Annotated in this window: 5 protein-coding genes; all 5 read right to left on the bottom strand. The window is 70.8% G+C overall.

Annotated features, from left to right (window positions below):
* Positions 1 to 29: 29 nt before the first annotated feature.
* The 5 genes from fabD to ACZ5WC_RS23855 are packed head-to-tail and all read right to left on the bottom strand — an operon-like array spanning position 30 to position 25,819.
* Entirely contained in the window at positions 30 to 1,277 is a 1,248-nt protein-coding gene (gene fabD / locus ACZ5WC_RS23875) for an ACP S-malonyltransferase (protein ID WP_468542697.1), read from the bottom strand.
* On the bottom strand, positions 1,277 to 2,341 hold the full coding sequence (locus ACZ5WC_RS23870; RefSeq protein WP_468542696.1) for a ketoacyl-ACP synthase III family protein: 1,065 nt from the start codon (positions 2,339 to 2,341) through the stop codon (positions 1,277 to 1,279). The genes fabD and ACZ5WC_RS23870 overlap by 1 nt, the downstream gene beginning before the upstream one ends.
* Positions 2,338 to 10,707 carry a type I polyketide synthase gene (locus ACZ5WC_RS23865; protein ID WP_468542695.1) on the bottom strand — a complete coding sequence of 2,790 codons (8,370 nt, stop codon included), beginning with the start codon at positions 10,705 to 10,707 and terminating at the stop codon, positions 2,338 to 2,340. The genes ACZ5WC_RS23870 and ACZ5WC_RS23865 overlap by 4 nt, the downstream gene beginning before the upstream one ends.
* A complete protein-coding gene (locus tag ACZ5WC_RS23860) occupies positions 10,700 to 15,139 on the bottom strand; it encodes a beta-ketoacyl synthase N-terminal-like domain-containing protein (RefSeq protein ID WP_468542694.1) in 4,440 nt (1,479 codons plus the stop codon). Before ACZ5WC_RS23860 ends, ACZ5WC_RS23865 begins: the two co-directional genes overlap by 8 nt.
* Positions 15,140 to 15,163: 24 nt before the next feature.
* Complete coding sequence (locus tag ACZ5WC_RS23855) at positions 15,164 to 25,819, bottom strand: amino acid adenylation domain-containing protein (RefSeq protein ID WP_468542717.1); 10,656 nt, start codon at positions 25,817 to 25,819, stop codon at positions 15,164 to 15,166.
* Positions 25,820 to 26,587: the final 768 nt, after the last annotated feature.

Below are 26,587 nucleotides of genomic sequence, written 5' to 3'. Positions count from 1 at the left end.
GGACGAAGTGGTGGCGCGTTCGGCGCTCGTCACGCGAGGGCGCGGATCGCCTCGATGGTCCGGTCCACGCTGAGGGTCCCGTCCGCGCAGTCGCGCAGCAGGGCCGTCACCCGTTCGTCCTGGTATTCACGCAAGGGCTCGGGCGGGGCCTCGGGCGCCGCGGCTCGGGCGATGTCGTCGCGGGTCAGGAGGTAGTCCGCCAGGGCTGCGCAGGAACGGTGCTGGAAGATGACGTCCGGCTTGATCGGAACGCCGAGGACCGTCCCGACCCGGCGGGCCAGGCGCACGTAGATAATGGAGTTCAGGCCGAGCTGCCGGAACGACGCGTCCTCGTCGAAGCCGAGTGCCTCCTCGCCGATCTCCGGCCGGAGCACCTCGCGCTTGATGCGCTCGATCAGGTCTCGGCGTGGGTCGGGCTCGGGCTCTTGCACGGTGGTGATCCGGTCGATGAGCGAGGTGAGCACCTTCGATTCGCCCAGTTCCGTGAAGACCGACACGCCCGCGTCCCGCAGATACCGGATGGAGTCGGTCCAGCGGACGGGCTTGGCGATCTGCTCGGCGAGCAGTTCGCGGACCTCCCGCGCGTCGGGGCCGAACGGCCGGCCGGTCACGTTGGAGATGACCGGTGTCCGCAGGTCGCCCACCTCGACCGAGGCCAGCAGGGAGCGGAAGTGGTCGGCGGCCGGGGCCATCGCCGGTGCGTGGAAGGGTCCGCTGACGCGGACCGGGACGAAGCCCCGGACACCCTCCACCTTCTCGAAGACCGGTTTGATCCGTGCCAGTTCCTCGCGGCTGCCGGACAGCACGAACTGTTCGGGCGCGTTGTAGTTGGCGATGACGACGCCGGTGGCACCGTGCTGCCTCAGGGTCTCCTCGACGCTCTGCTCGGAGAGACCGACGACCGCTGCCATCGCACCGCCGCTGACCTGGCTCATCAGCTCCGCACGGCGTCGCACCAGCGTCAGGCCGGTTTCGAAGTCGAAGGCGCCGGCCGCGAACAGGGCGCTGTACTCACCGAGGCTGTGTCCCGCGAAGAAGTCCGCGGGCGGCAGGTCCTCCTGCGCCGCCGACCAGTGCAGCGCGTTGACGACGTAGATCGCGGGCTGCGCGTACGCCGTATCGGACAGCCGTCGTTCCGGGTTCTCCCGACAGAGCTCTTCGACCGGGTAGCCGAGCACCCGGTCGGCGCGGCGGCGGAGGTCGGGGAACCTTCCGAAAAGGCTCCGCCCCATCCCCTTCTTCTGGGTGCCCTGTCCCGGGAACACGTAGCAGCGCATCAGATCCGCCCGCCTCCGAGGCCGGATCCGGCCGACGGCGCCGGCCAATCGGGAAGCTCGACGATCCGGACCACGGCGCACGTCCAGGTGAAGCCGGCGCCGACGCCGAGCAGCATGCAGAGGTCGCCGACGTCCACGGCACGCTCCCGCACGAGGTGGTCGAGTCCGGCGATCTGGTCGCCCGCGCCGAGGTGGCCGACGGTGCGGCCCCAGGACCAGGTCGTGAGATCGAGGTCGATATCGAGTGCGGCGAGGACCTCGCGTTGCAGCACGATGCGTCCGAAGTGCGGTACGACGAACCGGGCGACGTCCCCCAGACGCACGTCCGCGTGGTGCAGGGCTCGATTGACGCAGTCGCTGAGGCCGGCCCGGAACCGGCGGGTGAACTCGTCGAGCTCCACGTCTCCCAGGTACTGCAGTTTGCGCAGACGCAGGTCGATGGGGAGCGTGGGGTCGTGGTGAGGCGTGAAGGGCGCGTCGCCGCGATGCAGGCGCTCAAGGGTGGGATCCGACACGGTGGAAGTGCTCAGCACCTGTGCGAACCCGGACCTCTTGCTGAGAACCATCGCCGACGCGCCGTCGCCGGGAACGATGCCGATGTCGCTGTTCCAGCGGTCGATCGCGGGCGGACCGACCTTGTCGGCGGTGGTCACCAGCGCCGCCACGTCGTCGGTGGCCTTGAGGGAGCGTGCCGCGATGTCCAACGCGGTCATGCAGCCGTTGGAAGCATTCTTGACCTCGAAGGCGAGCGCCGAATGGTCCCCGAGTACTTCGCGGTGGATGTAGGAAGCCGTCGGGTAGAGCTCAAGGCCTTGGAAGTACACGCAGGCGTGCAGCAGCAGCGCGATGTCCTCGGCCCGGTGACCCGACCTTTCCAGGGCCTCTCTGGCAGCCGCCACTGCCATCTCGGGCGGGGCTTCGTCCGTGGCCTCGCAGACCGACTGGAGCTGCGTGTCCTCGGCGTCCTGGGCGTCGAACCGGCCGTCGGCGACCGCCTGTTCGACCTTGGTCGCCGGGGGCAGGCAGGTCGCGGTACCCGCGATGAACAGGGCCTCTGTCTTCACTTCTCGTTCCCTCTCAGGGTGGTGGCGTCGCGGAGCAGGTGGCCGGCGATGGCCTCGGCGGTCGGGTAGTCGAACACCAGTGTGGCGGGCAGCGTGGTGTTCAGACGCTTGGCGAGGCGCTTGCGCAACTGGACCATGGTGAGCGAGTCGATCCCGAGGGAACGCAGTGCTCTGTCGGCCGGCACGCTGTCGGGTCCGGGCAGGCCGAGCACGTCGGCGACTTCGCCGCGGACGAGGTCCAGCAGCAGAGCCGGACGTTCGGCTTCGGAGGCGTCCGCCATCCGCGTATCGAGCGACGACGCGGTCCCGGAAACTCCGGCTTGGCGCCCTCCAGTCGTGCGCTGCACCATGTCACGCAGCAAGGGAGGCGCTTCCGCGTCGCCGAGCGCGTGTCGCAACGATGCCAGTTCCAGGCGCACGGGCATCAGCTGGGTCTCGGGCCGCGCAAGCGCGATATCCAGGGCGTTCAGCCCCTCTGCCAAGGTCAGGGCACCGATCCCCTGACGCCGCAGGCGTCCCAGCTCGGCCTTGCCGAGGTGGGCGGTCATGCCCACTCCGGCCTGCTCCCAGAGCCCGAAAGCGAGGCTGAGTCCTGCCAGACCCCGCTTGCGCCGGTTGGCCGCCAGGGCGTCCAGCGTCGCGTTCGCCGCGGCGTACCCGCTCTGTCCTGCGGTGCCCAGCGTTCCGGCCGCCGAGGAGAAGAGTACGAACGCGGCCAGGTCCAGCCGCTCGGTCAGCTCGTCCAGCAGGCGCGCGCCCTGGACCTTGGGTGCCATCACCCGGTGCAACCGCTCCGCGGTGAAGCCCTCCACCAGGCCGTCGTCGAGCACGCCGGCGAGGTGGAACACGGCCGTGAGGGGATGGCTCGGGTGGACCCCTTCCAGAACCGCGGCCACTGCGGCCCGGTCCGCGACGTCGCCCGCGACCAGGTCCACTCGCTCGGCGCCCGCGGCTTCGAGCTCCCGCACGAACGAGCCGGCTTCGGGGGCGTTGCCACCGCGCCGCGACAGCAGCACGAGCCGCCGCGCTCCGTGCGCCCGGACCAGGTGCGCGGCGAGCGCGCTGCCGAGCTCGCCCAGACCGCCGGTGATCAGCACCGTGCCCTCCGGGTCGAGGGCGCGTGGCAAGGCAAGCACGGTCCTGTGAGCGGCGTTCCGCCGCGCGTGGCGCAGGGCGTACGGCGCGTCGCGTACGTCGAAGGCGGTGAACGCCCCCTTGTCCTGCCGCGAATCGGGGGCGGACGGATCAGCGGCCGCCTGTGCGAAGGCGAGGTTCGCGGGCATCGGCCTGAGGGCGGCACCGTCCACACGGATCTGATGGCCGAGCGCGCCTGCCGCACTGCCCATGACCCGGTCACCCGCGTGTACGGAGGTGACGCCGCTGCCGACCTCCATGGCGGTCCCCGCGAACTCCAGGACCTTCGCGTCCCCCGGGCTCATCCCGGCGGCGCGCACCTCGACGCGGACCTCCCACGGCTCGACCGGCTCCGGCGGCCCCTCGTCGTGCGTGGCGGCGATGACGTCCAGCCGATCGTCTTCCCGCTGATGCAGGTGCCAGCCGCCTTCGTCCGGCAGGACGAGCGCGTCGACCTCCTCGACGGTCGGCCTTGCCCGTGGCACGTGGGCGGTCTCACCGCGCAGCACGCACTCCGGCTCGCCGCCGGTCCCGATCACACGCGCCAGGAGCCGGAAGTCCGGGGTGCCGGGATCGAGGTCGATCAGGCGCAGGACGCGCTCAGGTTGTTCCGTGCGGGCCGTACGCACCATGCCCCACACCGCGGCCTGGGCCCAGTTTCCCACCTGATCGTCTGGGCTCGATGACACCGCGTCACGGGTGATCCAGACGAGCTCCGCGCTCTGGAGCCGGGCGTCACCGAGGCACACCTGAAGCGTCCGCAGCGCTTCGGCGGCGCTCCGCTCCGGATCGTGCCGCTGAGCGGACACGCGGTCAGGCAGCGCGAACAGCAGCCGCCGAGGCGTATCCGCGCGGCCGTCGAGCCGATTCACGAGGGCGTCCAGGTCGGGTACGGCGTCGGCGCCGAGCCCCGCGCCCACCTCTGCGTCGCCGACCACCAGGGTGCCCGCAGGGTCGGGGATTTCGGCCACGGGGTGTACGCGTTCGAAGCCGACGCGGTAGAGGTGCTCGGCGAACGGGTGTCCGCGACGCCTGCCGCGCTGGAACTTCAGCCTGCCGATCCGGGCCACCAGGTGGCCTGCCGGGTCGGCCAGCCATACGGTGGCCGGCGCGAGGTCCACGTCTCCACCGGATTCGAACGACACGCGCACGGTCAGTTCTCTGCCTGCGGCACGGAACAGCTCGACGTCCGACCAGATGAACGGGACGAGCGGCCCAGGAGCCGCACCCGCCTCCATCAGACCGGCGACGACGACTTGCAGTGCAGCGTCGAACAGCGACGGATGCAGTCCGTGGTCGGCCGGATCCAGCGCGTCCGGGAGGGATACCCGCGCGTAGTAGACGCCGTCGCGGCAGGCGAGTTCGCGCAGTCCTCGGAAAGCCGGGCCGTAGTCGAGCCCGTTCGCGAGGGCGCGTCCGTAGAAGGCTTCGATGTCGAGCGCCCGGGCATCGGTCACCGGCCAGTGGTCGAGGTCCGGTGGCTTCGTGGCGCCGCCGCACGCGGGGGTCACGCACTCTCCGGTCACGTGCTGCTGCCAGATCAGCGGGTCATCCGTGTCCTCGGGTTGGCTGTGGAACGCGAAGGGGCGTCGTCCGTGCGCGTCCGGATCGCCGACGGTGGCCTGGATCCGCAGCGCGCGGCCGGGGAGGAGGACGACCGGCTCCAGCAGCGTCAGGTCCGCCACGGCGTCGGCACCCGCGGTCCGGGCGGCGAACAGCGCAGCGTCGGCCAAGCCCGCACCCGGCACGTAGACCTGCCCGCCGACGACGTGATCGGCCAGCCACGGGCCATCGTCGAGCGACAGCCGGCCGGTGAACAGGTGACCGCCGCTGCCGGCGAGAGTCGTGATCGCGTCGAACCACGGGTGGCCGTCCGCAGACTGACCTGCCGTCACCGCACCGGGCCCGGCCGGAAGCTCGCCGAGCCAGAAGCGTTGGCGTTGGAACGCGTACGTCGGAACGTCGACCTTGCCGGCGCCACGGGACCCGAGGACTCGCTCCCAGTCCAGAGGGAAACCCCGCTCGAACAACGTGGCGGCCGCTCGCCAGAGCTGGTCCAGGCCGCCCGAGGCACCTTCGGAGGATGGGCCGGCCTCGATGAACGCCCCGAAGCCCTCGCCGCGCAGCCGCTCCAGCGCGCGGTCGAGCCCCATGGGCTCCGGCTTCGGCAGGTCGCGGACCCAGTAGTCGCCGCCGAGTTCCGGGCCCGGCACGACCTCGCCCGTCAGGCGCGAACGGAAGGGGATGGAAGTCCGGGCGGGGACGATCCCTGAAATCGCACCGCCGACCGCGTCCCCCGAGCGCGCGCGAGCCCGGAGGGCGATGACGCGGGCGCCGTCCTCCAAGCTCAACGCCCCGCTCACCACGGCGGCGGCGACCTCGCCCTGCGCGTCGCCCACCACCGCCGCCGGCTCCACACCCCAGCTGCGCCACAGCGCCGCACGTCCGAGGTGTGTCGCGAACAGCGTGCACGGCACCGCATCCGGACTGTTCCGGACCTCCTCACCGCGCAGCACCTTCAGCACGGACCAGCCGGTCAACGGCGAGAGGACCGCGTCGCACTCCGCCACGGTGTCGCGGAACACCGCGCTCTGCTCCAGCAGTTGACTGTTCGCCCTTGGCGGCTGCGCGTCCTGGCCACCGAACACGAAGGCGATCTCCCCGGGCGCCGTGCCGGAGCCGGGCTCGACCGCCCGCAGGGCTGCGGCGGCGTCCATGGCGTTGCCCGCGAAGACCACGGCGCGCGCGTCGAAGTGCGTACGGCCGACGGCGGAGGTGTAGGCGATGTCCCGCATCGACGCGGCGGGCCGCGCGTCGAGCCACTCGGCCCAGTGCCGGGCCTGCGCACGCAGGGCGGCCGCGTCGGTGCCTGAGATCACCAACGGGCGGACGAGATCGTCGCCGGGCCGGTCCTCGGCGACGGTCTCCGGTGCTTCTTCGATGATGACGTGCGTGTTCGTCCCGCTGATACCGAATGAGCTGATGCCGGCGCGACGCACCCGCCGTGTCCGCGGCCACCGCCTCGGCTGCCGCAGGAGCTCCAGTTCGCCGCCGGTCCAGTCGATCCGGGTGTTCGGCCTTTCCGCGTGGAGCGTGCGCGGCAGCCACTCGTGCTGAAGCGCCATCACCATCTTGATGACTCCGATGACGCCGGAGGCCGCCTGAGCGTGGCCGATGTTGGACTTGGCCGATCCCAGGTGCAAGGGTCGCACCCGGCCCGAGAACACCGCGGCGAGGGCTCCGGCCTCGATGGGATCGCCGAGCACGGTGCCCGTGGCGTGCGCTTCGACGGCGTCGATGTCGGCCGGGTCCAGTCCACCGTCGGCCAAGGCACTGCGCAGCACGCGCTGCTGCGCGAGTCCGTTCGGCGCGGTGAGCCCCTGGCTGCGGCCGTCCTGGTTCATGGCGGTGCCCCGCACGACGGCCAGCACACGGTCACCGTCGCGCCTCGCGTCCGAAAGCCGCTTGAGCACCAGGACGCCACAGCCTTCCGCCCAGCTCGTCCCGTCGGCGTCTTCGGCGAAGCTCTTGCAGCGGCCGTCGGCCGCGAGCCCATTGAGGCGGCTGAATTCGACGAAGATCTGCGGGGTGCTCATCACGGTCACTCCGCCGGCGAGCGCCAGGTCGCATTCGCCGCTGCGCAGCGCCTCGCACGCCAGGCGCAAGGCCACGAGCGACGAGCTGCACGCGGTGTCGATGGTGAGCGCAGGACCGGACAGGCCCAGGGTGTAGGCCACACGCCCGGAGATCAGGCTCGACCCGTTGCCGGTGATCTTGTAGCCGTCGCTGCTCCCGACGTCCCAGCGCCGAGCGACGTCGTAGTCCGAACCCATCGCGCCGAGGTAGACGCCTGTGTTGCTGCCTTCGAGGGACGCGGTGCGCACATTGGCGCGCTCAAGTGCCTCCCATACGACTTCCAGAACGAGCCGCTGCTGCGGGTCCAGGGACAGCGCCTCACGCGGGCTGAGCCCGAAGAACGCCGCGTCGAAGTCCTCGACGTCGCGTACGAAGCCGCCCTTGCGCTCGAAGCGCCTGCCGGTGGCGGCGCGCTCCGCCTCCTCGATCGTGCTGAGATCCCACCCGTCCCAGCGCTCCGGGAACGGGGAGGAGGCTTCGCGGCCGTCGACGAGCAGTTCCCAGAACGCTTCGGGCGTGTCGATTGCGTCCGGAAGCCGGCAGGCCATGGACACGATCACGACGGGGTCGTCATCGTCGGGGCGCGTGGGCACTGCGGCGACGGCGGGCGGGACTTCCGGCGCCTCGTCCTGCGCACCGGCGTGCGTCAGCAGCAGTGCCGCGATCGCTTGCGGTGTGGGGTAGTCGAAGGCGAGCACTGTGGGCAGCGGGACCCGTGTCCGTGCGCTGAGCCGGTTTCGCAGCTCGACCACCATGAGGGAGTCAAAACCCTGTTCACGCAGCGTCATGTCGGGGCGCACGCCTTCGGCGGGCCGGCCGAGCAAGGCCGCGGCCACCTCCGTGACGAGTGCGACCATTGATCCCAGACGCTCGGGTTCGGGCAGTGCCATCACGTCCTGGCGCCACGAAGCACTGCCGGCGACCGGGATCGCGTCGTCGTGTTCGTCCAGCCAGTAGCTGCGGTGCTGATACGCGTACGTCGGAAGGTCCGCCCTGCGCGTGTCCGACGCCGAGAACACCCGCTCCCATGGGATCGGGACCCCTTGGACGTGCAGCTCTGCCAACGCCCGCAGCGCTTGTTCGATCCCGCCGTGATCGCGGCGCAAGCTCCCCACCACGACGGCCGCCCCGTCGGCTTCGGTTCCCTGTGCCAGGGCTATCTGGAGCACCGGATGCGGGCTCACCTCGACGAAGGTCCCGAACCCGTCCGCTCGCAGGCGTTCCAGCGCGCGATCGAAGCGCACCGGCTCGCGGAGGTTGCGGCACCAGTAGTCCGCGTCGAGCTCCGGACCGGCTGCCCGCTCCCCCGTCACGCTCGAATAGAAGGCGATCCCCGCATCCGCGGGGGCGAGGCCCGTCAGCTGCTCGCGCAGCGCGGGCAGCAGCGAATCCATGTGCGGGCTGTGCGACGCGTAGTCCACGTCCACGCGCTGGCAGTACGCGCCGGTGGCCTCCATCCGCGCGAGGAAGCGGTCCACCGCCTCGGCGTCTCCGGCCACGACGGTCGATCGCGCGGTGTTCACCACCGCGACGGACAGCGCCTCGCCGAAGTCCGCCAGCTCCTCGATGACTTCGCCCACCGGGCGCTCCACGAGTCCCATCGCCCCGTCCGGCGCGTGATCGTGCACGGCCCGGGCGCGCAACGCGACGATGCGAGCGCCGTCCGCCAGGCTCAACGCCCCGCTGACGACCGCCGCGGCGACCTCACCCTGACTGTGGCCGACGACCGCCGAGGGCTCGACGCCCCAGGCGCGCCACATCGCGGCGAGACCGACATACATCGCGAACAGTGCCGGCTGCACCACGTCCGTCCGCGTGAAGGGCGGCGCGAGTCCGTCCTGCCCGCGCACGATTGCGGCGACCGAGAACCCGGTGTGCGGGGCGAGGGCCTCGTCGCAGGCCGTCACGGCCTCGCGGAACGCGTCGTTCTGCTCCCACAGCGACCGGCCCATCCCCCACCACTGGGCGCCCTGGCCGGGGAAGACGAACGCGACGCGGCCGCGACCGGCAGCCGCGCCCGTCACCACCGCGTCGTGGCTGTCCTGCGCGGCGAGCGCCCGCAGACCGGCCACCGCCTCGTCCGTCGTTCCGGCGATCACCACGCCGCGCGTGGGGTGTTGCGTGCGGGTCGTCGCCAGCGAGTAGGCGACGTCGGACAGCCTCGTCCCGGGCGACTGCCCGAGGTGGCTCGCCAGCCGTGCGGCGTTACGCCCGAGTGAGTGCGGGCTCGTGCCGGACACCGCCAGGCAGACCGGACCGCCCACATCCGGTGTGGCCTGTACCGGCGCGCCCTCGGGCGCCTCGCCGAGGGCGATGTGCGCGTTGGTGCCGCCGTATCCGAAGCTGCTCACCCCCGCGAACCGCGGCCCGGCCGGCCAGGCGGCCGCCTCGGTGACCACTTCCAGACGTTCGGCGGGGAAGTCGATGCGCGGGTTCGGTGTGCGGAAGTGCAGGCTCGGCGGAATGACGCCGTGGTGGACCGCCAGCGCGACCTTGACGAGCCCGAGCACTCCGGCCGCCGGCTCAAGGTGGCCGAAGTTCGTCTTCGCCGAGCCGATGCGCAGCGGCGCGGTTCGGTCGGGCCCGAAGACGGTGCCGAGCGCGCCCGCCTCCGTCACGTCGCCCAGGGGCGTGCCCGTGCCGTGCGCCTCGACGTACGACACGGCACACGGCGCGACGCCGGCGTTCTCCCACGCCGACCGCAGCACCTCCGTCTGCGCCTCGCGGCCGGGGGCGGTCAGTCCGTCCGTCGCGCCGTCGTTGTTGACGGCGCTGCCGTGCACCAGCGCATAGACGCGGTCGCCGTCGGCGAGCGCGTCGGACAGTCGGCGCAGCACGACTACCGCGCAGCCCTCGCCCCGGGCGTAGCCGTCGCCGTCGCCGTCGAAGGCCCGGGAAAGGCCGGCAGGGCTCTGCGTACCGAGTTTCGTCAAGGCCACCGAGGTGTTCGGATGCAGCATCAGGTTGACGCCGCCGGCGAGGGCGAAGTCCGACTCGCCGGAGCGCAGGCTCTGCACGGCGAGGTGCACCGCGACCAGGGAGGAGCTCGACGCGGTCGCCACGCCCATCGCGGGGCCGCGCAGCCCCAGCGCGTAGGCGATGCGGGACGGGATCACCGAGTTGTCCCAGCCGATGGCCGAGTGGGCGTGGATCGCCTCGGCGACGCCCTGCGTGAACAGCGGGTACTCCTGCCACATCGCGCCCATGAAGACGCCGGTGCGCGTGCCCGCGAGACTCGCTGTGGAACGCCGCGCGTCCTCGACCGCGGCGCACGCCACCTCCAGGGCGATTCGCTGCTGCGGGTCCATCTGCCGCGCCTCGGCCGGTGGGATGCCGAAGTACTCCGCGTCGAATCCCGTGACGTCGTCGAGGAATCCGCCTCGGCGGTTCGCCGCCCAGCCGGACGCCTCCGCGTCGGCCCATGCGGTGGCGTTCCACCGGTCGGCAGGCACCTGGCGCACCGCGTCGACACCCTTGAGCAGAGCCTGCCAGAGTGCGGTCGGGTCCTCGACCAGTGCCGGCAGTCGGCAACCGATGCCGACGATCGCCACCGGCTCGTGGCGGTCGTACGTCCGGGCGGCGGTCTGGTCAGCCACGGGAAGCCCCGATCTCGTCGGACGCGTAGAGCGCCAGGCATGTCTCCTCGATCGCGGCGAGCGGCTCCGCGTCGTTCAGGATCGTCATGTGGTTCGCGGCGTCGATCTCCACCAGGCGAAGGCCCGGCATCTCGCGCCCCCAGTCCTGCTGGTAATTCACGTGGTCGAGGGAGAAGGTCTCGCCGGCGGCCTGGAAGTAGGGTGCGACCTCGCCCAGGAAGAGCCCGCGCCGGTTGCGGAAGTAGGTGCACACCACGGCTTCCGGCCGCGGCAGAGGCCTGATGGTGTGCTCGCCGAGCCGGTAGGCGAGCTGGATCGCCATGTTGCGCCTGACGAACCGCGCGATCTGGGCGGGTCTCATGGCGAGCCCGCGCTCGGCCGCCAACTCCGCGAGCCGCTGTACGAACGCGTCCTCGTCCAGGTCCTCCACGACCTTGTCCCGGTGGACGAGGCGGGCACGCAGGACCGCCGGGTCCTTCTCCCCCGCCGGCCAGAGCATGGAATTGACGACCTGCAGAGCCGCGCTCCGCGCCGACTGGAACCCGTTCGCGTTCGACTTCGCCAGGCCGGTCTCGTCCGGCGAGTCCACCATCGTCAGCGAGGTCACGTCCTGGCCCTGCGCCTGCAGCCGCCGGGTCACCTCATAGGCGACGATGCCGCCGAGGCAGAATCCGCCGACGTCGTACGGCCCCTCGGGCTGCACCGAGCGGATGACCTCGGTGTAGTACTCGGCCATGGCCGTGACGCCCTCGATGGGCGCGTCCTCGGTCAGCAGGCCACGGGCCTGGATGCCGTAGAAGGGGCGGTCGATCCGCTCGGCGATCGTGCGGTAGGACTCGACGCCGGCGAGGGCGCCGTGGATCCAGAAGACCGGCCTGCCCTCGGTCGCGCCGTTGAGGCGCACCAGCTCCGGGACCTGCCCGCGCGTGGAGCGGGCCGCCGCCCCGGACAGCCTCGCGACCACGTCGTTCAACGTGTCATGCGGCTGCCACCATTCCGGCTGGAAACCCGGAAACGCGTTGCTGATCCGGCCCAGCATCGCGACCAGGAGCAGGGAGTTGAGACCGTAGTCGGCGAGCGACCTCGTGCCGTCGATCTCGTGGCGCGGCAGGCCCAGCACCGAGGCGACGAGGTCGGCGACGAAGGTTTCGCCGTCCGGAGGGCCGACGCCCGTGTGTGAGCCCTGATCCGACCGCGGCGCCTGCTCGGCGAAACACGTCAGCCGTGCGAAGGGGTACCCGGGCAGTGGGATCCGCCTGCGTCGAGCGCCGCGATGCATCAGGTCCCAGTCGATGGACGTGCCCGCGGTCCAGTGTTCTGCCACGTGGTCGAGCTGCGTCGGCTTGCCGTCGTACCCAGCGCCGGCGGCGGGTTCGACGCCGTCGGCGAACGCCACGCGGTCGAGCGTGTCCGGGTCGCCGTCGAGCCAACCGTTCAGCGTGCGGGCGGCCTCGTCGGTGCTCTGCGCGACGAACGCCAGTCGGCAGCTCATCGCTTCCCGGCCGACCTGCAACGTGTACGCGATGTCCGCCCAGGAGCGCGGATCCGCTTCGGCCAGCCGATGGACCAGCCGGCGCGCCCGCTCGCGCAGAGCGTCGACGCTCCGCGCGGAGAGCGCGAGGACCTGCGCACCCGGGTCGTCGTCCGGCTGCGCGGGGGCGATGTGCTGTTCCAGCACCACATGCGCGTTCACACCGCCGATCCCGAAGCTGTGCATGCCCGCGCGGCGCGGCAGCGGCCGGCCGGCGTCGTCGGTGCGCTCGGGCCATGGCAGGTTCCGCTCGGCGATGCGCAGCCGCGACCCCTTGAGGGAGAGGTCGCTGTGCAGCCGCCCGAAGCCCGGCAGCGCCGGGATCACGCCGTGCCGCATCGCCTGCGCGGTCTTCACCAGCGCGGCCAGGCCGGAGACCACCTCCGTGTGGCCGATGCAGGGCTTCACGTTGCCCAGATACGTCACGTCTTCGTTGTCGTCCTCGCCGCGGAGTCCGGCGGACAGCGCCGCCAGCTCGGCGCTGTCCGCCAGCATCGAGCTCATGCCGTGGGTCTCGATGTAGTCCACGGCGCCCGGATCCATCGCGGCGTCGGCGTAGGCGTGCGCGACGGCTGCCTTCATGCCCCTGATGTTCGGTGCCGTGAAGGACACGCCCCTGCCGCCGTGGGCCACGCCCGTGCCGCGCACGACGCAGTGGACGTAGTCCCCGTCCTCCACGGCCCTGCGCAGTGGCTTGATCAGTACGGCGGCGACGCCCTCGCTGCGCGCCGTACCGTCGGCGCCCTGCTGAAACGGCCGGACGTCGCCGCGCGGGCTGAGCATCCCCGCGGCCTGCATCCCGCCGAAGCCCGCAGGCGACGTCACCAGGTTCACCCCGCCGACGAGCGCCTGCTCGCACTCGCCGTCGCGGATGGACCGGATCGCCCGGTGCAGGGCCACAAACGAGGACGAGCACGTCGTGTCGCACTGCTCGCTGGGGCCGTTGAGGTCGAGCAGGTACGAGATCCGGTTGGGCACCATCGCGGGCGACGGCAGGCTCATCAGGTCCGTGGCCGCGGGCCGGTATTCGCTCTGTGTCGTGGCGACGAACACGCCTGTGGGCCGGCTCCGCAGTTCGGCCGGGCGGTAGCCCGCGTCCTCGATAGCGTTCCACGACGTCATCAGCAGCAGGCGCAGCTCCGGCGTCACCTGGCGCGCCTCGGTCATCGACATGCGGAAGAAGAGAGGATCGAATTCATGGACCCCGTCGAGGAATCCGCCCCGCAGTGCGGCTGCCTCGTCGCCGTAGTACGCCCAGTCCGCACGCTTTTCCGGCGGTGGGGTGACGCACCGTCTGCCCTGCTCGACGATCCGCCAGAACTCGTCGATGTCGTCGGCCCCGGGGAAGCGTGCGGCCATGCCGACGATCGCCATGCCGTCGCGTGCGGACTCGTCGGGCTCAGGCCGAGGTCGAGGCCGCACGGGATCGGGCGCCCGGTCCGGCGACGCGGGCTCCGGCGGAAGCACATCTGGCAGGTCGTCGGCGTGTGCGGAGACGATGAACCCGCCGAGCTCGGCCAGGGTGTCGTGCTCGAACAGCACGGTGATGTCGAGGTCGATGCCGAGCGTCCCGCCGAGGGTCCGGGCCACGTTCACGGCGAAGATCGAATCGAGCCCGTAGTTCGAGAAGGGCTCGTCCCGCCCGATCCTCGTCCGCGGGATGTCCAACGCCTCTGCCAGCACATCGAGCGCGACTGCCTCGATGTGGGCGCGCAGCCGGTCTCCGGGCCCGCTCCCGGCGCTGTGATCGGCCACGGCCCGCGCCGGACTCTCGCGCACCGGACTCTCGCGCACCGGCGCCGCGTGCGGCGCGGACGGGCGCGGTACGGCCGTCGCCTGCCGTATGACGCCGTCGCTCTCGGCCACGATGATCTGCTGTCCCAGGTCCTCGGCGTCCTGCGCGGGCAGAGCGATCGCGCGGAACCCCTCCTGCGTCAGGACCTGCCGCCAGTTGGCCGTGGAGAGCAGCGGGCTGCCCTGGATGCGCAGGTGCGGGTCCTCGTAGCGCCACCATCCGTCGAGGAGGCCGAACGAGAACTGGCTGAGCAGGTTGTTCGCGGTCAGCTCGTTCAGGACCAGCAGTCCGCCGGGCTGGAGAAGCGCCTTGGCGTTGCGCAGGGTGTGGCGGATGTCCCGGGTGGCATGCAGGACGTTGGCGGCGACCACGACGTCGTACCCGCCGAGGGTGAGGCCCTGATCCGCCACCGGGCGCTCGATGTCCAGGATTCCGCAGGTCAGCCAAGGGTTTTCCGCACCGAACGAGCGCTCCGCGTGGTTCAGGAAGGCCCTTGATATGTCGGTGTAGCAGTACTCGCGCACGTCCAGCCGCGCGGACCGCAGCGCCTCCAGGACGACGGCGCTCGTGGCCCCCGTTCCGGCGCCGATCTCCAGGATCCGCGCGGCATCCGCCGTCGGGACCCGTGCGCGCCGTCGGAGCCGCGCCACCACGTCGGCGGCCAGCACCTGGTTGAAGAACGCTGACGCCGGGTTGGTCGTGTAGGCGTTCTGCACCAGCTCCAGCGATCCCCCGGGGAAGATGACCTCGGTGGCCGGTCGCCGTCCGCTGAGAATGTCGGGGAAGGCACGCAGGGCGGTCTCCACCAGTAGGTGGGTGGCCGCGAGGTCGGGATTCTCCTGCCACGCGGGCTTTCCCGTCTCCCACTCGCGCCACAGCTGCTCGATCGGCCGAGACCGCATGGCATCGTCGAGCAGGATCCTGCCGTCCCGCCGATCGATGTAGCCGGCCCCCTCGAAGATGCGCAGGCACTCCTCGAACCAGGCGCCGTACCCCGGCGCGAGGCCTGCCGACTCCCGTGCGGCCTCCGGAGTCTGGCCGGATTCGCGGAACGCGCCGAGCGTGCGCAGATGGGACCAGAGGAAGTCGAGCAGCAGCTGTTTCATGATCAGTCCCTTCGAAGGCCGCGATCAGATCGCGAGCGCGGTCAGCTCTGCGATGCGGGCGCGTAGCCGCTCCAGTTCGCCGCCCGGCCGCGTCGGCGGTTCCTGGACGTCGGCGGGCACGGCGTCCGGCGGCACCGCCGTGGGGAGGATGACCTCGTCATCGCCCACAACGATGCCCCGGTTGTTGAGCGCGGGACTGAACTTCATCAACGTCAGACTGCTGACCGGCCCCGCGCACAGCCGTTCGATCGCCGCCGTCAGCTCGTCCGGCTGGATGAGCGGCGCCTGCGCTCCGACCACCGCGCCCCGCTCCGACTCGGTGGGTGCGTTGTTGAAGCAGTAGCCCAGGTTCAGCACCTTGCCGGCAGTGCCGTAGCGGCGTTGCACCGTCAGTGCGAACGAATCGAGGAACGTGCAGGCGGCCGCGTAGTTCGCCTGCTTGATCGCTTTGAGGAAGGAGTTGATCGAGGACAGGAACAGTGCGAAATCGAGCGAGTCACCGCCGAATACCTCCATGCACCGGACGCTCGCGTCGACCTTGCCGCGCAGCACGTCCTCGAACTGCGCCTCGCTCATCCGCGACAGGCTCGCCCCCGAGAACACGAGGCCCGAGTGGATGACGCCGTGGACCGCGCCGAACCGTCGTACGATCTCGTCCTTCGCCGCACGCAGGGACGCGAGGTCGGTGGCGTCGGACCGCAGGTACAGCGGCGCGGGCCCGTCCGCGCCGGTCGCCTGAGCGACAGCGGCTTCGACTCGCGCGTCCTGCGGCCTGCGTCCGAGCCACACCACCTGGGCGTGGTACCGGCGGATCAGGTACTCGCTGATGACCGTGCCGAGGGCGCCCGCCCCGCCGATGACGACGTAAGTGCCGCCCTGCCGCAGCCGGGACGACGTCGGCGAGGCCGGCTGAACAGTCATCAGCTGCTGCCCGTGCCACCGGCCGTCGCGGTGGACACGCAGGTTGCCGTCCGTATCCGCGGGCAGGTCGAGCACCGCGGCGAGAGAGGGCGCGTCGTAGTCCTCGACGTCCACCATCCGCACCCGCCACTTCGGGTACTCCTTCGCGGTCGAACCCGCCAGGCCCGCGACACCGGCGTGCGCCGGGTCGATGGCCTCGGCCTCGTGGACGGCGTGCGCCCGCTCAGTGATCAGGGTCAGGCCCAATGAGCGATCGCCGTACCCTGCGGCCAGAAGCGCTTTCACCGTGCGGAAGGCATGCAGCGAGCCGCTGGACTGGCCCTCGACGACGCTCGTACCGGACCGGCCATCCACGGCGCCGGGCGCCATCCAGATCAGATGGTCGAGTTCCGGGACCGACCGGACGCACGTCTCCAGGTCGTCGTCCGTACTCTGCGACGGGTCCGCGACCACGTGCGCGCCGGGCAGGCGCGCGAGGAGAACGTCCCGCGCCTGCCCCGGGGACGCGATGACGCCCACTGATGCGGAACTCTGCGGCCACGTGGCGGATTCCGTCCGCTGAAGGGGATCCCACACCGGCACCAGCGTGGCGACGCCGTCCGCCGGGTCGGGCGTCTGCGCGGCTCGACGGCCTGCGATGCCCCGCAGACGCAGGCACACCGTGCCGTCGTCGGTCGCGAGGTCGATGTCGATCCGGTCCGCGCCGCGCACGTCCTCGGCACGGCGTATCAGGGCCCACATGGCGGTCGCGCCGGGAGCGAGGACTTCGGCCGACTTGATGCTGAACACCAACCCGACCCGATCGTCGCCGTCGAGCAATCGCATGCACTGCATCGCCGAGTCCACCAGCGCCGGGTGCAGGACGAGGCCGTCCGTGGTTCCTGACGCCGTCCTGGGCAGCCGCAGTTCGGCGAGCACCGCGTTGTCGCTCCGGTGCACACCCACGACCCCCTGGAACGTGGGACCGTAGGCGATGCCGCGATCCCGCCACTCGGCGTAGAACCGCAGGGGGTCGAATGCCGTGGACCTGAAGTCCCGACGCAGCGCGGGCAGATCGAGCGCCCGCGCAGCCGTCGGCTCCGCGGCGGACACCGCGCCCTGACAATGGAGAACGGGCTCGTCTCCGGCGGACTCCGTGGAGGACACCGTGAACCGGGTGACGTCGCCGTCCGCGCGAAGAGCCACCCGCAGTGCGCGCGGGGCCCCCGACACCGACAGGGGGCGCAGGAAGACGATGTCGTGCAGGTGAACCGCGTCGCTCGCGGTCCGCCTCGCCGCTGCCGCGACCCACTGCAGATACATGGCCCCCGGGGCGATCCCGGTTCCCCGCACCTGATGTTCGCGCAGGTAGAACTCGTCGCCGGTGAGGACTCCCCCGTCGCGCCGCGGCCCGTCGTCTGCCGTCGCGCGGACCGGCAGCGCATAGCGTTCCCGCTCGAAGGGGTAGCCGGGCAGCGGAACGCGGCGGTAGCGGCCGTCGCGGAACAACTCGGCGAAATCCGGTGCCTCACCGTCGAGGAACTGCTGGGCGAGTGCCCGCGGCCCGGAGTCTGCGCTCTGCGCCGGAACGTCCTGCCCGGAGAGCCAGGCAGTGCACCGGCTTTCCAGTTCCGCGACATCCCGGACCACGCTCGCCCATCGGTGCCGCAGGTGCCTGCGGCCGAGCAGGAGTGTGTGGCTCACGTCGCCGACGTCGAGGTCCGGGTGCTCGCGGCAGTGGCGCGCGAGCCGGACCACCTGTTCGCGCAAGGCGTGCTCCGTCGCCGCCGACAGCGCGATCAGCCGGGCCCCGTCCTGCCTGCTCCGCGGCGGCAGGGGCGGCTCCGACGGCTGCTCGATGACAGCGTGGGCGTTGGTTCCGCTCGCGCCGAGCGACGTGACCGCGGCGCGCCGCTTGCCGCCTTCGGGCACGGCCCACCGCCTCGGCTCCGTGTGGACGAAGAACGGGCTTCCGGCCAACGTGACACTGGAGTTCGTCGCGGTGTGGTGGGGCAGACCGGGGATCACCTCGTGCCTCATCGCCAGCAGTGCCTTGATGACGCCGATGACGCCGGCCGCGGCCTGCGCGTGGCCGATGGAGGCCTTGGTCGAGCCGAGCGAGCAGTACCGCTCGGCGTCCGTGAAGCCGCGGAACGCGCGATCGAGCGCCCGGAACTCCACCGGATCGCCGAGCTTGGTTCCGGTGCCGTGTGCCTCGACCAACCCGATCCCCGCGGGGTCGATCTCGAAGTCCTGATAGATCTGCCGGATCAGCCGTTCCTGCGAGGTCCCGTTCGGCGCGGCGATCCCGTTCGTCGTGCCGTTGTGGTTGATCCCGATCCCACGGATCACGCCGTGGATGTGGTCGCCGTCCGCCTCGGCGTCCGAGAGCCGTTTGAGGATCAGCGCACCGACTCCCTCGGCGGGCACGAATCCGTCGGCCGCCTGGTCGAACGAACGGCACCGGCCCGTCGGGGAAAGCATCCCGGCCCGCGACGCCGCCAGATACAGCCGCGGCGAGTTCTGGACGTAGACCCCGCCCGCGATCGCCGTGGTGACCTCTTCCGCCCACAGCGCCTGACACGCCAGGTGGAGGGAGACCAGCGAGCTGGAGCACGCGGTGTCGACCGCGATCGCCGGCCCGTGCAGGTCCAGGTAGTACGCGATGCGGGACGGCACGAGCGAGTTCATGTTGCCCCACAGTGCCTGGCCCGGGTAGTCGGACGGCCCCGTCAGATCCAGGTAGTCGCCCGCGGCGCAGCCCACGTAGATACCGCACCGGTCGCGGTCGAGCGACTCGCCCGCGTGGCCCGCGTCCTCAAGCGCCCGCCACGCTTCCTGAAGGAACAGCCGCTGCTGCGGCTCCATGTAGACGGCCTCTGCACCGGAGATCCCGAAGAAGAGCGGGTCGAACTCGTCGACGCCGTCCAGGAGGCCGCCGTCCAGGCAGACGCTGCCCAGCGACGCGAGGTCCCAGCGGGACACCTTCGAGACCGCATCCCGGCCGGAGGCCAACAGGTCCCAGAACTCGTCGACATCCCGGGCGCCCGGGAACCGGCCGCTCATGCCGACGATCGCGACGGGCTCCCGGCCACGGCCCGACGGCCCTGACACCGCGGACGGCCAGGATACGGCGGACGTCTCGGGTGCGGCGGACAGCTCAGGTACGGCGGGCGCCCCGGGTGCGGCGGACAGCTCAGGTACCGCAGACGGCTCCGGGGTCGCGGACGGCCCGGGTGCCACGGGCGGCCCCGGTACCGCGGTCAAGACGGCGGCGCCTTCCTCATCGACGATGAACCGCGTCAGCCGCCTGACCGACGGGTTCTCGAACAGCACGCTCGGATCGAGGTCAGTGCTCAGCGACTCGTTGAGCCGGTGCACCAGGGAGACGCCGGTGAGCGAGTCCAGTCCGTAGTCGGCGAAGGGCTTGTCGGCCGCGAGCTCATCCGCGGTCAGCTTCAGCGTTTCGGCGAGGATCCGCTCGACGGTCGCGCGGACGTGCTCCTCGACCGAAGCGGACCCGGCAGGCCGCGCATCCCGGCGCGGGACGGGCGAACCGGCGCGCGCCAGCAGTACCTGCTGGCCCAGGTCGCGGGCGGGCTCCGCCAGCAGGTCGACCGTGTCGAACCCGCACTCCCCCAACACTTCGCGCCACGAGTTCGCGGACAGCGCCGGTCCGCCCTGGATACGCCTTCCGTCCGTGAACCGCCACCACCCTTCGAGGAGCCCGAAGGTCAGATGCGACCACCAGTCGTTCCGGGCCAGTTCGTTGAGTACGAGGACACCGCCGGGCCGCAGCAGTGCTCTGGCGTGACGCACTGCCCGCACGATGTCCTCGGTGGCGTGCAGGACGTTGTTGGCGATGACGATGTCGTAGTGGCCCACCGCGAGTCCCTGTGCGCCGGGCTCCCGCTCCACATCGAAGGTCGTGAAGGACAGGTACGGCACGTGACCGGCGAACCGCCGCTCCGCGTCGATCAGGAACGCCTTCGAAACGTCCGTATAGCAGTACTCAGCGAGGTCGTGGCCCGTCATCCGGGCGAAAACGCGCTCGCTGGTGCTGCCGGTGCCCGCTCCGATCTCCAGCAGCCGGATCCCGCCGCGGCGGGCGTCCACCTCCGCGCGCACCGCACCGGCCGTCACGTCGTTGAAGTAGTCGGCCGTCGCGTTCCCCCGGTACGCCGGTTCGACCAGCTCGAACGAGCCGCCCGGGAACATGACCGCCGTGGCCTTCGTCCGCCCGGACAGGATCGCGGGCAAGGCCTCGATCATGCGCTCGGTCAGGCCGGTCTTGGCCGCCAGCTCCGGATCTCCGGCACGGGCGTCCTTCCACGCACGCCAGGTGGTCCACGCCTGTTCGAGGCCTGGCGCACTCTTCCTGGGCGCCACGAACTCGCCCTCACGCACGAGTTCTCCGTGGCTCAGCAGCACGGTCACCGTGTGGTCGAGCCACTGGGCGAAGGACGGTGTGATGCTCTGCCCGATCAGGTCGTGACGAACAGGCGCGTCGAAGAGTCCCGCCGCCATGAGCTGTGCGAGCACGAGCGGGCGCGAGAGGCTGTCCATCTCCTCCGTGGCGGACGTGCGACCGGAAAGGAACGTCTCGACGCTCTCCGGCCTGGCCGCGGCCACGAGCAACGACTCCGCGTCGAGCGGGTCAGCGGCCCGGGGAACCGACACCGCCTCGGCAGCCGGCCAGTACCGTTTCGCAGCGAACGGATACGTCGGCAGGCTCACCCGCACCGGCGGATTCGCGCCGTGGTAGGCGTGCCAGTCGACGTCGATGCCGTTGACCCACAGGGGCGCGATCTTGTCCCACTCCCCGCGTTCGAGCCACCCGGCGACCAGGTCTCGCAGCTCCCCGGGGCGATCGAAGAGGCCGAGCAGCACGTCCTCAGGCCGTCGGGCCGTACCTTCGTACACCGTTCCGCGCGCCCCGCGCCCGACGTAGTCCTGAAGGGTTGCGATCAGCCCGTCGACGTCGTTCGCGACGAAGACCACGCGTTCGGCCATCGCCCGCCGCCCGACCTGAAGCGTGTACGCGAGCGACGCCAGATCGCCTTGCGCGCCCCGGTATCCCGGCAGGAACTCCAGAAGCTGCCGCGCGAGGACGCCGAGCCGCTCCCCGTCGCGGGCCGAGAGGACCACCGCTTGGGGGCCGGGGCGTCCGGCGGCCCGCGCACCGGTCGGCGCCTGTTCCAGTACCGCGTGCACGTTGGTGCCGCCGATCCCGAAGGAGCTCAGTCCCGCCCGCGCGGGCTCGTCGCCGTCCAGCGGCAGGTTCCGGTCGGCCACGAAGAACGGCGACTCGTCCCAGTCGATCTCCGAGCTCGACACGTCGCAGTGCAGGGTCCGCGGAACCTCCCCGTGCTGCAAAGCCAGGGCCACCTTGATGAGTCCGGCGATCCCCGCGGCCGCGTCCAGGTGGCCGATGTTGCTCTTGACCGAGCCGATGCCGCAGTACTGGCTGCGTGCCGTGTAGTGGCGATACGCCTCGGTCAGAGCCGCGACCTCGATGGGATCGCCGAGCCTCGTGCCCGTGCCGTGCGCTTCGACGTAGCTGATCGTCGACGGGTCCGTGCCCGCCTTGTCCAGCGCCTTGCGGATCACTTCGGCCTGGCCGCGCACACCGGGCGCGTAGAACCCGGCCTTGTCGCCGCCGTCGTTGTTCACCGCGATGCCGCGGATCAGGCAGTAGATGTGATCACCGGCCGCGATCGCCTCACTGGCGCGCTTGAGGACGACCACGCCGACGCCTTCACCGCCGGACATGCCGTCGGCGCCGTCGGCGAACGCGCGGCTGCGCCCGTCGCTGGAGAAGTTCAGGCCCGGCTGGTGCACGTATCCCAGTTCCCCCGCGGAGAACAGGCTGGCCGCGCCGACGATCGCCTGGTCCGCATCCCCGGCCAGAAGTCCCTGGCAGGCGACGTGCACCGCGCTCAGCGCCGAAGAGCAGTTGGTGCTCACCGCCATGCTGGGGCCGCGCAGGCCCAGCTTGGTGGAGATCATCGTGGGCACCGTGCCGCCTTGGGCGAACAGCCACGCGGCGTAGGTCTCAGAGCTCGCCAGGACCCGCGGGCCCGTCGCGTTCGCCATCAGAGCCGGGAGCAGGGCCTGGTAGAAGTTCGTGCTCGTGGACGTGGTGACGCTGGTCTCGGGAACATCCTCGGGGCGGTAGCCGGCGTCCTCCAACGCCTGCCACGCGTGCTGCAACAGCAAGCGCGCCTGTGGGTCCATGAACTCGGCGTCGCGGGGGGAGATGTCGAAGAACGCCGCGTCGAACTCCGCCCTGCCGTCCACGACCGACCGCTGCGGCACGTATCCGGGCCGGGTGATCATCTCCTCCGGCACTCCGAGCGTACGCAGTTCCTCGACCGACCATGACGTACCGCCGCTGTGTCCTTCCACGAGCGCGGACCAGAACGCGCGGTGGTCCATGGCTCCCGGGAACCGGCAGGAGATGCCGATCACCGCGATCGCATCACCGAGCGAGGTGTCGTCGGCCGTCGGAATGGCAGGGCGTGGACCAGGGTGCTGCTCGGGCTCGACCGGCTGCGCCGCAGGTGTCCGCCCGGCAGGTGCCTGCCCAGCGGGCAGCAGCCCCGTCAGGTGTCGAGCCATCGCCGCGACGGACGGGTGGGCGAAAACGCTGGTGGGTCGCAACGAGCTGCCGAACTCGCGGTTGATCTGCTCCACCGCTTCGATGGCCGCGAACGAGTCTCCCCCGATGTCGAAGAAGCCTGCGGCACGATCGATGTCACGCGAGCCGAGCACCCCTTCGAAGATCCCGCGCACGGTCCGCTCGATGTCGAGCGCGGCCACCGGGCTGTCGGCGGCCGGGAGCGGCACCGTCCCGGCGGCCTCGGTCAGCTTCGCCCGGTCGACCTTGCCGTGCGCCGTGAGCGGGAAGGCGTCCAGGGCGACGAATGCGGCGGGCAGCATGTAGGCGGGCAGGGTCTTGGCGAGTTCCGCGCGCAGCAGCGCGGCGTCGACCGGCGCGTCCCCGTTCCCGGTGTAGTAGGCCGTGAGCCTGTCCGACAGTCCGGCATGCTCAAGCAGGACGACGCTTCGGCCGACCTCCGGGCGGGCTTCGAGCACCGCCTCGATCTCACCGGGTTCGATGCGATGGCCGCGCAGTTTGACCTGGTTGTCCATCCGGCCCAGGACGACGATCTCGCCATTGGGCAGTCGGCGCGCGCGGTCGCCGGTCCGGTACAGCCGTCCGGGCGCGAACGGGTTGTCCAGGAAGCGCTCGGCCGTCAACTCCGGCTTCCGGTGGTAGCCCAGGGCGACCCCGTCGCCCGCGATGTGAAGCTCGCCGGTTACGCCGACGGGCAGGGGACTCAGGTTCTGGTCGAGGACGTACAGCTGGGTGTTCGCGATGGGGCTGCCGATGGTCACCGGCTCCTCACGGCGCAGCCGCTTGGCCGCTGACCAGATGGTCGTCTCCGTGGGCCCGTACAGGTTCCAGGCCTCGCCGCGCGCCACCAGTTGGTCCTTCAGTCCCTCGGGCAGCGCCTCGCCGCCGCACAACACCTTGACGCCCTCGGTGTTCTGCCACCCGACGCGCACCAGCATGGCCCAGGTCGCCGGAGTGGCCTGCATGATGGTGGGCCGCCAGTCGGCGACCTTCTCGGCCAGCAACGTGGCATCGGCGGCCGTGGCCGATTCACCGATGCAGACCTGCCCGCCGGTGATCAGCGGGAGGTAGAGCTCCAGGGCGGCGATGTCGAAGCTGTGCGTGGTGAGGGCCAGCAGCCGATCGTTGGACGCCACTCCCAGCGTGTGCGCCATGGCCAGCAGGAAATTGGTCAGCGCCGCGTGCGGAACTACGACGCCCTTGGGCTTCCCCGTGCTGCCGGAGGTGTAGATGACGTAGGCGGCTCGCGGTGTCGAGTCCGGAGCATCGGCGGTCGTCTCCCCCGCCGTTGCCCATGCCTGGTGGACCTGGCCATCCTGGCGGTCTGTCGGGTACAGCCTCGTCTTCGGCGTCGCCACGGCGGCCAGCCTGTCCATCACCGCCGTATGGCAGATGACGAGTTGGGCGCCGCTGTCCTCGACCATGTAGGAGAGGCGTTCGGCCGGCAGCCGGTCGTCCAGGGGCAGGTACACCGCGCCGAGCCTCATGACGGCGAGGAGGGCCGCGACGAGGTCGAGTGACCGTTCGTAGCAGACCCCTACGACGTCCCCGGGGCCGACGCCTTGACGCGTCAGCGCCTGTGCCAGCGCCGAGCTGCGGTCCGCGAGTTCGCGATAGGTGAGAGTCCGCTCCCCGCAGGTGGCCGCCGGGGCATCCGGGTTCGCCTCTGCCTGCTCCGCGAAGAGATCCCAGCACGTCCGATGCGCGGGGAAGTCGACCTCGGTCCGGTTCCATTCCTCGATGACGAGGCGCCGTTCCTCGTCGCCGAGCAGGTTCAACCTGCCTATCGGCGACTGCCCGTCCGAGTCGAGGATGCTGTCCACCAGGGTGGCGAAGTGTTCTGCCATGCCCGCGACGGCGTCGGCCGAGAAGGCGTCGGGGTGGTATTTCCAGTTCACCAGGAACCCGTCACCGGGGGCCACGTCCACCGTGAGGTCGTACTCACCCAGCTGGTACAGCCCGTCGACGAGCTCGAAGTCCGTCTCGCCGGTGGCGCGGGCCCGCTCGCCCAGGTATCCGGAGAGAGCGGAATCCTGATAGTTGTACACGATCTGATAGAGAGGCGACCGTGGATTCGCGCCCCGAGCACCGAGATCGCCCACGATCCGGTGGAACGGGTAGGTCCCGTGCTCAAGTACGTCGAGCACCGTGGACTGCACGCGCCGGGCGAACGACGCGAACTCCTCGGAGGCGTCCGGCCTGCTCCGGACGGGTAACGTGTTGACGAAGCAGCCGACGATCGGGTCGAAGTGTTCCGCCGGGCGCCCGGCCACCGGCATCCCGATGACGAGGTCCTCGCTTCCGGTGTACCGGTGCAGCAGAGTCAGGAAGGCCGCCAGGAAGAAGGTCCCCGGGCTGATCTCATGTGAAGCGGTGAAGGCCGCGATGGCGGCGGCCTGCTCTTCCGGCAGCCGACGGGTGTGCACCTCGCCCACATGAGGCGCGTCCGGCAGCAGAGCCACCTGCGAGGGTAACCCTGTGAGGACGTCCGCGCCGGCGAGCTCGCGCACCCAGAACTCGCGGTCCTCCTCAGCGCCTTCGCCGGTGAGTGCGTCCCGCTCCCACGCGACGAACTCACCGAACGAGGCGGAGCCCACCTCGATCGGCACGTCCCGCCCCTCGACCCGCGCCCGGTACGAACTGAACAGCGTGTCGATGACGAGACGCCCCGAAACTCCATCGATCACGAGGTGATGAACGACCAGCAGAACGTACGCCTCGGACGCGGATCGACGCAGGACAGCCAGCCTGGTCAAGGGATCACCTGCCAGGTCGAACGGCCGCCTCGCCCTTTCCTTCAAAAAGTCCGGCACTCCACCGGACGGCACATCGGAGATGTCCACATAATCGACTGAGAAACCGTCCGCATCTCCGTGGGACAGACGCGGCCCGTCTTCCGTCTCACGCACCACGGCGGAGAGAAGCGGATGCCGGGACAGCGTGTCGCGGAATGCGGCCTGAAGCGCCGCAATATCCACGTCCGCACACGAGAAGCACACGGGAACGTTGTACGCGTACGTCTCCGGCTCCATCTTGGCGAGTGCCCACAGGCCGCGCTGTCCCTCGGACAAGGGAATGTCCGCGTGTCTGTCGAGCTCGGCCAGTACCCCTGTCGTCGATATCTCGCCGTCGGCATACATGCGGGCGATCGCGCGAAGGCTCATGACGGACTCCTTCCTGCCACGCCACCCAGGCATGACGCTGCGGCAGAAGATCGCGAGCGAGCGGAAGGACTCTGGCCGGGCCCGCGCGGAGCGGGCTTCCCGTTGTCCTCCCGCCCCCACTCGCGTACCCCGCCGACTACGACCGTTCCCTGGTCGTGGTCGGACATCGCTCCCCTGTGCCAGGCCACGTCCCGGAGCGGCTCCCGTGGAGGCACCGGCTCCGGACTCCACGTGCCGAAGATCGATTGGTGTGGTGATTCGACATACAGCACCTCGGCCTGATCCCACGCGTAGGTGTCGAACGACTCGGGACGGTCTGACCGCTTCGGCACGTTCACCAGCGCGTCGGCCAGGTCGTGGGACCAGCCGTGGTGGGTACAGGTGCGATTGCGGATCGAGCCAAATCCGGCGCGGCACACCAGGGTGCCGCGGTGAGGGCACAAGCAGCGGGCGCCCACGGATGTGCCGTCGGTGTCATGGCAGTCAGTATGTCCCGCAGACCGTTGCGCGTTCACACGTTTGTTCCACTGTGGGGTACATCACTTATATGTTTCGGCCAGCGTGGAGTACGTGATGCGTGCCGCCGCCGTCAGTCACCGCCTGACCGATCCACCTCGACAAGGTCACACGGCTCTCGCAGGGCTCATCGCCATGGCTTGCCGGACCGAACTCCGCGAGCCGGATTCAGGAGCCACCTGCAACCGCGGCTCTTCAGGAGAGCTTGAGCTCTTCAAGGACAGCGGT

The sequence above is a fragment of the Streptomyces sp. NPDC033165 genome, from assembly GCF_055577965.1.
This window is presented reverse-complemented; position numbering and strand designations above follow the sequence as displayed.

Excerpts from the sequence above, each read along its gene's own strand:
- ACZ5WC_RS23860 (WP_468542694.1), bottom strand. The coding sequence starts at position 15,139 with ATGAAACAGCTGCTGCTCGACTTCCTCTGGTCCCATCTGCGCACGCTC.
- fabD (WP_468542697.1), bottom strand. The coding sequence starts at position 1,277 with ATGCGCTGCTACGTGTTCCCGGGACAGGGCACCCAGAAGAAGGGGATG.
- ACZ5WC_RS23855 (WP_468542717.1), bottom strand. The coding sequence starts at position 25,819 with ATGTATGCCGACGGCGAGATATCGACGACAGGGGTACTGGCCGAGCTC.